The following is a 12,362-nucleotide window of genomic DNA, read 5'->3' on the forward strand; positions in this document are numbered from 1 at the left end:
GCCATGAACTCTCCACACATGGACTATGCGCTGGCGCCCCGCGCCAGCGGTCCGGCGTCCTGGCTGGAAACCTTTCTGGTGACCGCCCTGGTCATCGGCGTCGGCCTGTGGCTGGCCCCCGAGGACCCCTTGCAGGTGCAGGGCGAGTTTCCCTGGTCGGTGCTGGCGCCGCTGCTGCTGGGGGTGCGCTACGGGTTTGTCCGCGGCCTGATCAGTGCCAGCCTGCTGGTAGCGGCGTTCTTTGCCCTGCGTCATTCGGGGCTGGCGAGCTACGCCCAGGTCGCGCCGTCCTACATTGTCGGCGTACTGGTCTGCGGCATGCTGGTGGGCGAGGTGCGCGACCTCTGGGAGCGGCGTTTGCTGCGCTTGCAGATGGCCAACGAGTACCGCCAGTACCGGCTCGATGATTTCACCCGGGCGCACCAGATTCTGCGGGTCTCCCATGACCGCCTGGAGCAGCGCCTGGCGGGCAGCGACCAGAGCTTGCGCAGTTCCCTGCTGGGCCTGCGTGATCGGCTGCGCGCGGCGCCCAATGGCGGCGACCCGCTGAGCCTGCTGGCCGAGCCGGTGCTGACCCTGCTCGGCCAGTACGGCTCGCTGCGGGTGGCCGGGCTGTACCGGGTGGAGCAGGGCGCCAGTGCGGCGCCACAGCTGAGCCTCTTGGCCTCGATCGGCACCATGGGGCCCCTGGACAGCCAGGACCTGCTGGTGCGTATGTGCCTGGAGCGCGAGGAGCTGGTGAGTGTGCGTGAGGAGCTGCTGGATAGCGGCGCCCAGGCCTCGGTGTCGTCCTTGCAGGCCTGTGTTCCGCTGGTGGACACCCAGGGCCAGGTGCTGGCGATTCTGGCGGTGCGGCAGATGCCGTTCTTTGCCTTCCAGGAACGCACCCTCAGCCTGCTGGCCCTGCTGGCCGGACATATCGCCGACCTGTTGCACCCGGACCCGCAGGTTTTGCAACTGCAGAGCGCCGATGCCCAGCACTTCACCCGCCAACTCAAGCGTTCACTGGTGGATGTCGAGCGCCACGGCCTGTCCGGTTGCCTCTATGCCTTCGAGCTGACCCAGCCCAATGATGAACTGGCGCGGCTGTTCGAGCGCAGCCAGCGAGGCCTGGACCTGCACCTGAGCCTGGCCAATGCACGCGGGCACGAACTGTTGCTGGTGCTGTTGCCGCTGACCAGCGCCGAGGGCGCCCAGGGCTACCTGGCACGCCTGGGCAAGCTGGTCCACGAACACTTCGGCATGAGCGTGGAGCTGGCCGGCCTGGGGGTCAAGGTACTGCCCTACGACCTGGAGTCGGCCCGGCAACGCGATGGGCTGCGTAACTTCCTGTACAACGAGTGTGGCCTGAATGATCAGCAAGTGGCTGTTTAGCGGAGCGCTGTTTTTCGAGATCGGCAGCTGGGCCAGCCTGACGGCGCAGTTGCCCGACCTGCAGACCGCGCTGCTGTATGCAATGACCCATGGCATCGCCTGTGGCCTGCTGACCGCGGCGGTCTGGCTGCTGCTGCCGGCGCGTTATCGCCGGCCGTTGCCATGGAGCCCGCTGTTCATCTTCAGCCTGGCGTTCTTTGTGCCGCTGATCGGGGCCGTCGGGGTGATTGCCGCGATCTTTCCGGCGCTGTACCTGCCGCGCAAGCGCGAGGCGCAGACGTGGCAGGCGGTGGGCATTCCCGACCTGCCGTTTCGCGCTCAGACTCAACTGCATTCGCCCACCTTCGGTGACAGCGGGCTGCAGGATGTCTTGCGTCATGCGCCGGACCCCGACCAGCGCCTGGCGGCCTTGCTCGCCACCCGGCGGATGCCGGGCAAGGAAGCGGTACCGATCCTCAAGCTGGCCCTGGGTGACCCGAGCGACGATGTGCGGCTGTTGGCGTATTCGATGCTCGACAAGCAGGAAACCGACATCAACCAGCGGATCCAGTCCTCCCTGGAACAACTGCCCGGCGCGGCGCCGCAGAAGGCCGGAGCCTTGCACGCGACGCTGGCCCGCTGGTACTGGGAACTGGCCTACCTGGGCCTGGCCCAGGGCAGTGTGCAGCAGCACGTGCTGGGCCAGGCCGGCGAGCATGCCGAACAGGCGCTGAAACTGGGGGAGGGCGGCGAGCTGCTGTTGCTGGCCGGGCGCATCGCCCTTGAACGCGGTGACGTCGGCAAGGCGCGCCTGCACATGCACCAGGCCGAGGAGGCGGGCATGGACCCGGCCAAGGTCCTGCCGTTCCGCGCCGAAATCGCCTTTGAAACCGGCCGCTATGCCGAGATTCCCGGGCTGCTGCGAAGCCTGCCGGCGCAAATGCAGCAACGTCCGCCCTTTGCCGGGCTGGTAAGGACCTGGACATGAAGAAAACCCCCGACTCAACCCCCATCGCCGATGTCTGCCTGCTGCTCGAGGGCACCTGGCCCTATGTGCGTGGTGGCGTGTCCAGCTGGATCCACCAGATGATCCTCGGCCTGCCGCAGCTGCAGTTTTCGGTGCTGTTCATTGGCGGCCAGCGCGAGGCCTATGGTCAGCGCCGCTATGAGATTCCGGCCAACGTCGTGCATATCGAAGAGGTGTACCTGGAAGAGGCCTGGCGCAACCCCAGGCACAAGCGCGAGGCCCACAGCGCGTCCCTGGAGGAACTGAGCAACCTTTACCGCTACCTGCACAACCCGCAGAAGCCCGCCGCCGAGCTGGGCATCGAAGTGCTGGCATCCCTGGCCCAGGGGCGCATCACCCTGGACGACGTGCTCTACAGCCGGCCCAGCTGGGAAGCGCTGACCGAAGGCTACGAGCAGCACTGCGCCGATCCGTCCTTCGTCAACTACTTCTGGACCCTGCGCACCATGCAGTCGCCCTTGCTGATGCTGGCCAATGCCGCCCGGCACATGCCGCGGGCCCGGGTGCTGCACTCGATTTCCACCGGCTACGCCGGGCTGGTGGGCTGCATTCTCAAGCAGTTGTGGGGCTGCCAGTTCCTGCTCAGCGAGCACGGGATCTACACCAAGGAGCGCAAGATCGACCTGGCCCAGGCCAGCTGGATCGCCGAAAGCAGCAACCAGGCGCTGAACGACAGCATGGATTCCGGCTCCGGCTATATCCGCATGCTCTGGGTGCGTTTCTTCGAACGCATCGGGCATCTGGTCTATGAAAGCGCCGACCAGATCATTGCCCTGTACGACGGCAACCGCCAACGCCAGATCAAGGACGGCGCCCCCCCCGAGCGCACCCAGGTGATCCCCAACGGCATCGACCTGCAGCTCTGGACCCAGGCCCTGGAGGCCCGGGCCGAAGGCATTGCGCCGGTGGTCGGGCTGATCGGCCGGGTGGTGCCGATCAAGGACGTCAAGACCTTCCTGCGGGCCATGCGCGGGGTGGTCAGCGTGATGCCCGAGGTCGAAGGCTGGATCGTCGGGCCGGAAGAGGAAGACCCGGAGTACGTCGCCGAGTGCCGCAGCCTGGTGGCGAGCCTGGGGCTGGAGCAGAAGGTACTGTTCCTGGGCTTCCAGAAAATCCAGGACATCCTGCCGCAACTGGGCCTGATGGTGCTGACCTCCATCAGCGAGGCCCAGCCCCTGGTGATTCTCGAAGCCTGGGCCGCCGGCACGCCGGTGGTCAGCAGTGACGTGGGCTCCTGCCGCGAGCTGATCGAGGGCGGCGAGGCGGCCGACCGGGACCTGGGGCGGGCCGGGGAAGTGGTGGCGATCGCCGATCCGCAGGCCACCTCCCAGGCGATCATCGACCTGCTGCGCAGCCCCGCACGCTGGCAATCGGCCCAGGCGGCGGGCCTGTTGCGGGTACATCGCTACTACAGCGAGCGCTTGATGCTCGACCGCTATCGCACGCTCTATCACACGGCCATCGGCACCCCACACAAGGAGGCTGTGTAAATGGCCGGCATCGGTTTCGAACTGCGCAAGATTCTCTCCCGCGACTCCTACACGGCGACCCTGCACGCCTATGTCTATGCCGGCCTGATCAGTTCCGGGCCCTGGGTGCTGTCGATCCTCAGCGTGATGCTGGTGGGGGTGATCAGCCTCGGGCTGGTGGTGCCGGAGGTCCTGATCCGCCAGTTCCTGATCACCGTCACCTACCTGATGGCCACGTCGCTGATCCTGACCGGCGGCCTGCAGCTGTTTTTCACCCGTTTCGTGTCCGACCGCCTGTTCGAGCGCAAGTACGAGCAGATCCTGCCGAACCTGGTGGGCGTACTCTTGCTGGTGACCCTGGGCTCCGGGGCGCTGGGCATCCTGCTGCTGGTGACCCTGTTCGACCAGGCGCTGATCTACCGCCTGCTGACCCTGGCCAACTTCGTGGTGCTGTGCAACCTGTGGCTGGTGATCATCTTCCTCTCGGGGATGAAGGCCTATAACCGCATCCTCCTGGTGATGCTGGTGGGGTATGGCTTGATGGTCGGCAGCGCCTTCTACCTGCGCTACATGGGCATGGAAGGGCTGTTGCTGGCGCTGCTGCTGGGGCACAGCACGCTGCTGTTCCTGTTTCTCTACGACATCCTGCGTGAGTACCGGGCCGAGAAGCTGGTGGCCTTCGACTTTCTCGACCGCCGCCAGGTGTTTGTCAGCCTGCTGCTGACCGGGCTTTGCTACAACCTGGGGATCTGGATCGACAAGTTCATCTTCTGGTTCAACCCGGAAACTTCGAGCCAGGTGATCGGGCCGATGCGCGCGTCAATTCTCTACGACCTGCCGATCTTCCTCGCTTACCTGGCGATCATTCCCGGGATGGCGGTGTTCCTGGTGCGCATCGAAACCGATTTCGCCGAATGGTACGACCGCCTGTTCCGTGCCGTGCGCGATGGCGAGACCTTGCAGCACATCGGTTCGCTGAAGGCCGAGATGACCTTCTCGATCCGCCAGGGCCTGCTGGAAATCTGCAAGGTCCAGGGGCTGACGGTGGTCCTGCTGTTCCTCTTCGGCCCGCGCCTGCTGGAGTGGCTGGGGATGTCCAGCTACTACCTGCCGCTGTTCTACATCGACCTGATCGGGGTGAGCATCCAGGTGGTGTTCATGGCGATTCTCAACGTGTTCTTCTACCTCGACAAACGCGCCATCGTGCTGGAGCTGTGCCTGCTGTTCGTGGCCCTCAATGCCGCCCTGACCCTGCTCAGCCTGCACCTGGGGCCGAGCTTCTTCGGCTATGGCTTTACCCTGTCGCTGCTGATCTGCGTGCTGCTGGGGCTGACGCGGCTGTCGACGGCGCTGGATGACCTGGAGTACGAGACGTTCATGCTGTCGCGTTGAGGAGCATCGGCAAGCGCGTGCTGCGGACCCGCGGCGGTGCTTTGCAGAGGCTTGCAGGATCGGGACGCCGGCTATGCCAACGCGGCCCGGGTTCTGCGCAGCACAGGGGCCGGTCAGGGAGCGTCGAGGTAGGATTTTCGCATTCTCTCCAGCGTGCCGTCCTTGCGCAGCCCCTCGACCGCCGCGCGCAGCTTGCGCACCAGTGTCGCATTACAGTTTCTGGAGCAGGCCAGGTACAGATCGGTGCTCATAAAGACCGGACTGACCTGCAACGGCTGAGTCGACACCTTGCGCCAGATGCTCTGGGTTTCGGGAATGCCGTTGAACCAGGCGTCGACCCGTCCCATCAGCAGCAGTTGAGCCGGGTTCTCGCCAATTTCAAACGGATAGATCTGGTTGTCGCCAAAGCCTTCAGCCCGAAGCTTCTGCTCTTGGGCACTGCCTCGGCCAACGGCGATCCGAGCGAAGGTTTCCCGTGCCTGCTGCAGGGTTTCGACGCGCGTGTGCAGGCTGAAGAAGGCTCTGTCCATGGTCATGATGGGCGCGATCCAGGTGTAATCGGCTTCTCTTTCCGGCGTGCGCGACAGGGGAATGATCAGCTTGTCGACGCCTTTGCGTACGCTTTGCTGGGCTCGTGCCCAAGGCACTTCTATAAAGTGCAGCGTATATCCGGCTCGGGTCGCCGCTTCCAGCGTCGCGTCGCCGAGGATGCCATGCAGGCCGGACGGGTCCAGCATCGATAAAGGCGGCGCTTCGGCGATGTACAGGTCGAAGCTACGGGACTCGGCGCCAGACACTGAGGGCCCCCAGACCATCAGAGCGAGCAGCATCGTCAGGATCAGCGCCCCCCGCTGGCGAAACGATTGACTCACATGAGTCATGGCAGTAACTCAACAGACAGTGGCATTTCATGCTCTCGGATTAACGCTGCGTATTCGACACGTACAAAGACCGACCGCAACGACCTGCAAAACGTGCCGCCAAGATTAGAGGGTTATGTGCAGAGATGGATGGATTTGACGGATTATTTTGACCGCTGATTGCCATCACCGTTCAGGGCTGGCGCAACCAGTGAGGGCAGCGACTGGTACGCGCTGACACTCAGGTTGAACAGCCGTGGGCAGCGCTGTATCAGTAGCCTCGCCAGCCTGGGACCAGGTCCCTGTGCATGCGCAGCCTGGACATGCAGGGGATTTAGGGGACAGCCTTAAGTTTTAGTTAAAACGCTTCAATCAAACTGCTGATTATCATTCGCAATTAGCTGGCTCAGACTGCGTTCGTGCCTCCATGCTCCCTGGAGCAAGAAACGAGCGGTCTATGCCAGTCAATATTGCAACAACCCGCAGCCTGTCCTCAGCGGATGCTCCACTATGACAGCGCTGTCTGCCCCATCATCCGCGGCCGATACGGCCGTTCACTCAGCCTTGGCCTGCTGCCATCTGCTGCTGCAACTGACCCAGGAACGCGTACCGCAAGCCGCGGCCCCGCAATCCCTGGACCCTGACCCTTCGCGGGACCTGCGCCAGGCGGTCAGGGACTATGCACGCAACGCCGGTGTCGATCTTCGCCTGGAACGCCTGGCGCTGACCCGACTGACCCCGAAGATGCTGCCCCTTGCCTGGCGCAACCAGAGCGGCGAATTCATGCTGCTGGCGCGGCTCTCGGACACCCAGGCGCTGGTGCAGCGACCTTCAATGCCGACCCCGGACATGCTCGATCGCCTGCAGTTGGCCGAGCAGTGGAGCGGGGAGGTGATTCGCCTGCGCCAGAGCGGTTTGCGCTTTGATCTGTCCTGGTTCGTACCGGAGCTGCTGCGCCATCGGCGGATACTGGGCGAAGTGCTGCTGTGCTCGCTGTTGCTGCAGGTGCTGGCCCTGGCGACGCCGTTGTTCTTCCAGGCGGTGATGGACAAGGTCATGGTGCACCGGGCGCTGTCGACCCTCGACGTGCTGGTGATGACCCTGGTGGTGGTGGGCCTGTTCGAGGTGCTGCTCAAGGGCTTGCGTGAATACCTGGCGGCGCACACCGCCAATCGCATCGACATCGGCCTTGGGGTCAAGCTCTTGCGCCATCTGCTGGGCCTGCCGCTGCTGTACTTCAAGCAACGCCAGGTGGGGGCGATCATCACCCGGGTCCAGGAGCTGGACAGCATCCGCGAGTTCCTCACCGGCTCGCTGCTGACCCTGTGTGTCGACGTGGCCTTCACCCTGGTGTTTTTTGCGGTCATGGCCTGGATTTCCTGGCCGTTGACCCTGCTGGTGCTGCTGACCCTGCCCCTGTATGCGCTGCTGGCCTGGTTCAGCACCGGCCCGCTGGAGAAGCGCATCGAGCGCCAGTTCTACAGCGCGGCGCGCAACACCGCCTTTCTCAATGAAAGCGTCAGCAGCAGCGAAACCATCAAGAGCCTGGCGGTGGAGCCGCGTATGCAGCGTCGCTGGGAGTCGCAGACGGCGCAGATGGTCGAGGCCGGGTTTGCCAGCCAGACCCTGGGCAGCGCCATCAGCCAGACCGTGATGCTGTTGCAGAAAGTCACGGCGGTGGCGGTGATCTGCTGGGGCGCTAGCCGGGTAATCGACCTGCAGATGAGCATCGGCCAGTTGATTGCCTTCAACATGATGCTGTCCCACGTCAGCCAGCCCGTGGCCAAACTGATCGAGGTCTGGCAGCAGTTCGTCCGGGTGCGGGTATCGGTGGACAAGCTGGGCGACATGCTCAACCTGCCGGTGGAGCAGGCCGAGGGGGATCTGCGCCCGACCCAGGCATTGCGTGGCGAAGTGCGCATCGAACAGTTGGTGTTCCGCTACCGTCCGGAACTTGAGTGGGTGCTGCGCGGCCTGGACTTGCAGATCGCCGCGGGGCAGACCCTGGGCATCGTCGGGTCGTCCGGGTCCGGCAAGAGCACGCTGACCCGCTTGCTGCAGAAACTCTACACCCCCGATGGCGGGCGCATCCTGATCGACGGCTTGCCCCTGGAGCAGTTGCAGCCGGCCTGGTTGCGCAGCCAGATTGGCGTGGTGCTCCAGGAAAACTACCTGTTCAACCGCAGCGTGCGCCACAACATTGCCCTGCGCCATCCCACCGCCTCCCTGGAAAGCGTGATCGCCGCAGCGCGCCTGGCCGGTGCCCATGATTTCATCCTGCGCCTGCCCCTGGGCTACGACACGGTGCTGGCCGAAGCCGGCAGCTCCTTGTCCGGCGGCCAGCGGCAGCGCATCGCCATAGCCCGGGCACTGATGGGCGACCCGCGCATCCTGATTTTCGACGAAGCCACCAGCGCCCTGGATGACGAATCCCAGGCACTGATCCAGGACAACATGGCGAGCATCGCCCAGGGACGCACGGTGATCATCATTGCCCATCGCCTGTCTGCGGTACGGCATTGCCAACGCATCATCGCTCTGGAACAGGGGCGCATCAGTGAATCGGGCAGCCACCAGCAACTCTTGGCCAACGGCGGTTGCTACTCGCGCCTGTGGGCGCTGCAACAGGCGCTGTGCAAGGAGGCGTCATGAGGTCCGGTGCACTGTTGTCTCGCTGGCGCCGCGCCTGGCAGCGCCTGGGTGACGCGCGGACGCTGCTCAAGCGCAGCCGCGACGAATACGAGTTCCAACCCGGCTACCTGGAAATTGTCGAGCGGCCACCCGCGCCCTGGGCACGTGGCACGGCACTGCTGCTGATCCTGGCGATCCTGCTGGCCCTGGGCTGGGCGATCCTCGGCTTTCTCGACATTCATGCCAGTGCCGCCGGGCGCCTCATGGTCTCCAGCTACACCAAGGTGATCCAGGCGCACGAGGCGGGTGAAGTTCGCGCCATCCATGTACGTGACGGGCAGCGGGTCAAGGCCGGCGAGGTGCTGGTGGCGCTGAACCCGATCGGCATCGACGCCGAGTTGAGCGAGTTGCGCACGCAACTGGATTTCAAGCGTCTGGAATTGGCCCGGGCCCGTGCACTGCTGACCCCGGACCCCTTGCACAGCTACCAGACGCCTGCTGGCCTGGATGCACAGCAGGTCGCGGCGGCCCGGGAGCAACTGCTCAGTACCTGGAAGGAAATCAGCGCCAACCTGGACAGCCTCAACGCCGAAATCGCCATCAACCAGGCCAATCAAAGGGCCCGGGGCAGCGAGATCAGCGCCCTGGGCAAGCTGGCCAGCAATGTGCGCAAACGGCTCCATGCACGCCGGGCGATGGCCGCCGAACAGCTGATGCCCCTGGTGGAATTGCTTGAGCAGGAAAAGGAGCAACTGGACGTCGAGCGTTCGCTGGCCCAGCAGCAGGCCGAACTGCAGGTGCTCAAGGCCCAGGCGCAGAACCGTCGGGAGCAGCGCGACAGTTTCCTGGCCAGGACCCAGCGCGAACAGCATGAATTGCTCAACCGCAGCCAACAGGAGATCGCCGTGCTCGAGCAGCAACTGATCCGTGGCCGCGACCGGCAGCGCCTGCAAACCCTGCTGGCGCCGGTGGACGGTGTGGTCCAGCAACTGGCGGTGCATACCCTGGGCGGCGCCGTGCAAGCGGCGCAGCAGTTACTGGTGATCGTGCCCGAGGGGGCCGAGCTGGATGCCGAGGTCATGGTGCTGAACAAGGACGTCGGTTTCGTCAGGGCCGGCCAGCCCGTGGAGATCAAGGTGGATGCGTTTCCCTATACCCGCTACGGCACCTTGCGCGGCACCGTGGCCCATGTCTCCGGTGACGCCATCAAGGACGAACAGCTGGGGCTGGTGTTCCCCACGCGGATTCGCCTGGAGCGTGCGGCCATTGCCGCGGGGCAGGGCTGGATGCCCTTGCAGGCGGGGATGAGCGTGACCGGCGAGATTCGCACCGGCGAGCGGCGGGTGATCAATTACCTGCTGAGCCCGATTCGCGAGTATCAGTCCGAAGCGTTGCGGGAGCGTTGAACATGACCCGCGCTTTCGATGCCGCTTCTGAACCCTCACCGACAATGCTCGACACCGGCCTGCACGCCCTGGCCTGGGCCGCCCGGAGCTTCGACCTGAGCATCAGCGTGGCGCAACTGACTCACCGCCTGGGGCGGGTTGAAGGTCCGGCCGACAGCCTTGACCTGCGGCGCTGCGCCGGCTGGATCGGCCTGCGCGCACGGGCAGTGCAAAGCCGGGTGCAACGCTTGCATCACCTGCCGCTGCCGGCGCTGCTGGACACCACGCGGGGCTGGGCGGTGCTGGACGCGGTGGAGGGCGACCGGGTCCGGGTGTTCTGGCCGCTGCAGGGGCAATGCCAGACCCTGTCGCGCCAGGAGCTGGCGACGCTCTGGCAAGGCCATGATCAGGGACAGGGAGAGGTGTTGCTGCTGGCCGAGCGGCATGTGCAGCTGAAGACGGGTGGTTTCGGCGTCTCCTGGTTCCTGCCGTCGATCCTCAAGCATGGGCGCCAGTTTCGCAGCGTGCTGCTGGTGTCGCTGATGCTGCAAGGCGTAGCGCTGGTCACGCCGCTGCTGTTCGAGAACATCATCGACCGGGTTCTGGTCAGTCGCGGCCTGTCGAGCCTGCAAGTGCTGGGGATCGCCATGCTGGCCCTGGCGCTGTTCGAGCCCTTGTTCGGCCTGTTGCGGTCCTGGCTGTTCAGCAATGTGGCGAGCAAGATCAACGCCGAGCTGTCCGCGCGCCTGTACCAGCATCTGATCCAGTTGCCGCTGGGTTATTTCCAGCGGCGCCAGAGCGGCGAGATCATCGCCCGGGTCGGTGAGATGCAACAGATCCGCCAGTTTCTTACCGGCTCGGCCTTGACCCTGGTGCTGGACCTGGCGTTCTGCGGCTTGTTCATCGCCGTGATGTACAGCTACGCACCGCTGCTGACCTGGATGGTGGTGGGCTCCCTGGCCCTGTATTTCCTCTTCTGGCTGTGCGTGGGCCCCTTGCTGCGCAGCCGGGCCTTGCGCGAATACGAGTTGAATGCGGCCAACACGGCGTTTCTCACCGAGACCGTGACCGGCATCGAGACTATCAAGACCGGGGCCATCGAAAGCGCCTTCCAGCAGCAGTGGCAGCGCCAGCTGGCGGCTTATGTGCGTGCGGCGTTCCACACCCGCATCGTCGGGATCTGGGCCGGGCAGGGCATCGGCCTGATCCAGAAGCTGACCGCAGCGCTGTTGCTGTGGTGGGGCGTGATGCTGGTGCTGGATGGCCAGTTGAGCCCCGGCCAACTGGTGGCCTTCAACATGCTGGCCGGGCATGTGGTGGAGCCGATCCTGCGTCTGGCCCAGGTCTGGCAGGACTTCCAGCACACGCTGATTTCCCTGCGCCGCCTGGGGGACATTCTCGACAGCGACTGTGAAAGCGGCAGCGGCGGCCTGGCCTCGGTGCCAGCGTTGCAGGGCGGGGTGAGCTTCCAGGGGGTGCGTTTTCGCTACGAGGAAGACGGCCAGGAGGTGCTGCGCCAGCTGGATCTGGAGATCCAGCCGGGCGAGTTCGTCGGCATCACCGGGCCTTCCGGTTCCGGCAAATCGACCCTGACCCGCCTGCTGCAGCGCCTCTATGTGCCCCAGCACGGCCGAGTGCTGGTGGACGGCATCGACCTGGCCATCGCCGACCCGGTGGCCCTGCGTCGCAACATGAGCGTGGTGCTCCAGGAAAGCGTGTTGTTCGCCGGCAGCGTTGCCGAGAACATCCGCCTGTGCCGGCCTCAAGCCAGCGACGCCGAGGTGCGGCACGCCGCCGGTCTGGCCGGGGCGGCGTCCTTTATCGAGGCCCTGGCCCAGGGCTACGAGACCGAGGTGGGCGAGCGTGGCGGCCAGCTCTCCGGCGGCCAGCGTCAACGCATTGCCCTGGCCCGGGCCCTATTGACCAACCCCGGCATCCTGTTGCTGGACGAAGCCACCAGTGCCCTGGACTACGAGTCGGAAGCGGCGGTGATGGCCAACCTGCAGGGCATCGTCCGCGGCCGCACGGTGATCAGCGTCGCCCATCGCCTCAATACCCTGCGCCATGCGGACCGGATTCTGGTCATCGATCAGGGCCGGGTGCTCGAACAAGGTACACACCAACAGCTGCTCGCCCTGAACGGGTTGTATGCCCGGCAGTGGGCGCTGCAGATGAAGGACTGACCCCACCGACGGCAGGAGGACTCGCCCACCCGTCATGTCTCCCCACCCCGCAGTTCCATACC

The 12,362-nt window shown here is 65.1% G+C and carries 8 protein-coding genes; 7 read left to right on the forward strand and 1 reads right to left on the reverse strand.

Features of this window, described 5'->3' with window-relative positions:
* Positions 1-3: 3 nt before the first annotated feature.
* Genes AC1RGE_RS04970 through pelG form a run of 4 tightly spaced genes read left to right on the forward strand, consistent with a single transcriptional unit; the run spans position 4 to position 5,241 of the window.
* Positions 4-1,374 carry a PelD GGDEF domain-containing protein gene (locus AC1RGE_RS04970; protein WP_015635591.1) on the forward strand — a complete coding sequence of 457 codons (1,371 nt, stop codon included), beginning with the start codon at positions 4-6 and terminating at the stop codon, positions 1,372-1,374.
* Complete coding sequence (locus tag AC1RGE_RS04975) at positions 1,352-2,341, forward strand: HEAT repeat domain-containing protein (RefSeq protein ID WP_011061264.1); 990 nt, start codon at positions 1,352-1,354, stop codon at positions 2,339-2,341. The genes AC1RGE_RS04970 and AC1RGE_RS04975 overlap by 23 nt, the downstream gene beginning before the upstream one ends.
* Positions 2,338-3,870, forward strand: coding sequence for a GT4 family glycosyltransferase PelF (gene pelF / locus AC1RGE_RS04980; RefSeq protein ID WP_015635593.1), 1,533 nt, complete (start codon positions 2,338-2,340; stop codon positions 3,868-3,870). The genes AC1RGE_RS04975 and pelF overlap by 4 nt, the downstream gene beginning before the upstream one ends.
* On the forward strand, positions 3,871-5,241 hold the full coding sequence (gene pelG / locus AC1RGE_RS04985) for an exopolysaccharide Pel transporter PelG (RefSeq protein WP_011061266.1): 1,371 nt from the start codon (positions 3,871-3,873) through the stop codon (positions 5,239-5,241).
* A gap of 113 nt (positions 5,242-5,354) precedes the next feature.
* On the opposite strand, the gene AC1RGE_RS04990 is transcribed toward pelG, so the two are convergent.
* Entirely contained in the window at positions 5,355-6,122 is a 768-nt protein-coding gene (locus AC1RGE_RS04990) for a substrate-binding periplasmic protein (RefSeq protein ID WP_492583515.1), read from the reverse strand.
* Between the two features lie 489 nt (positions 6,123-6,611).
* On the opposite strand from AC1RGE_RS04990, the gene AC1RGE_RS04995 reads away from it, so the two are divergent.
* From AC1RGE_RS04995 to AC1RGE_RS05005, 3 genes are read left to right on the forward strand one after another with little or no spacing between them, the layout of a single operon-like run.
* Complete coding sequence (locus tag AC1RGE_RS04995; RefSeq protein WP_492583517.1) at positions 6,612-8,753, forward strand: type I secretion system permease/ATPase; 2,142 nt, start codon at positions 6,612-6,614, stop codon at positions 8,751-8,753.
* On the forward strand, positions 8,750-10,138 hold the full coding sequence (locus AC1RGE_RS05000) for an HlyD family type I secretion periplasmic adaptor subunit (RefSeq protein WP_053151654.1): 1,389 nt from the start codon (positions 8,750-8,752) through the stop codon (positions 10,136-10,138). Before AC1RGE_RS04995 ends, AC1RGE_RS05000 begins: the two co-directional genes overlap by 4 nt.
* Positions 10,139-10,140: 2 nt before the next feature.
* Positions 10,141-12,300 carry a type I secretion system permease/ATPase gene (locus AC1RGE_RS05005; protein WP_492583519.1) on the forward strand — a complete coding sequence of 720 codons (2,160 nt, stop codon included), beginning with the start codon at positions 10,141-10,143 and terminating at the stop codon, positions 12,298-12,300.
* Positions 12,301-12,362: the final 62 nt, after the last annotated feature.

It is taken from the genome of Pseudomonas sp. GW823-FHT02C05, from assembly GCF_058797595.1.

What these genes read in the sequence shown, in the direction of transcription:
- AC1RGE_RS04970 (WP_015635591.1), top strand. Translation starts at nt 4, where the DNA reads ATGAACTCTCCACACATGGACTATGCGCTGGCGCCCCGCGCCAGCGGT.
- AC1RGE_RS04975 (WP_011061264.1), top strand. Translation starts at nt 1,352, where the DNA reads ATGATCAGCAAGTGGCTGTTTAGCGGAGCGCTGTTTTTCGAGATCGGC.
- pelF (WP_015635593.1), top strand. Translation starts at nt 2,338, where the DNA reads ATGAAGAAAACCCCCGACTCAACCCCCATCGCCGATGTCTGCCTGCTG.
- pelG (WP_011061266.1), top strand. Translation starts at nt 3,871, where the DNA reads ATGGCCGGCATCGGTTTCGAACTGCGCAAGATTCTCTCCCGCGACTCC.
- AC1RGE_RS04990 (WP_492583515.1), bottom strand. Translation starts at nt 6,122, where the DNA reads ATGACTCATGTGAGTCAATCGTTTCGCCAGCGGGGGGCGCTGATCCTG.
- AC1RGE_RS04995 (WP_492583517.1), top strand. Translation starts at nt 6,612, where the DNA reads ATGACAGCGCTGTCTGCCCCATCATCCGCGGCCGATACGGCCGTTCAC.
- AC1RGE_RS05000 (WP_053151654.1), top strand. Translation starts at nt 8,750, where the DNA reads ATGAGGTCCGGTGCACTGTTGTCTCGCTGGCGCCGCGCCTGGCAGCGC.
- AC1RGE_RS05005 (WP_492583519.1), top strand. Translation starts at nt 10,141, where the DNA reads ATGACCCGCGCTTTCGATGCCGCTTCTGAACCCTCACCGACAATGCTC.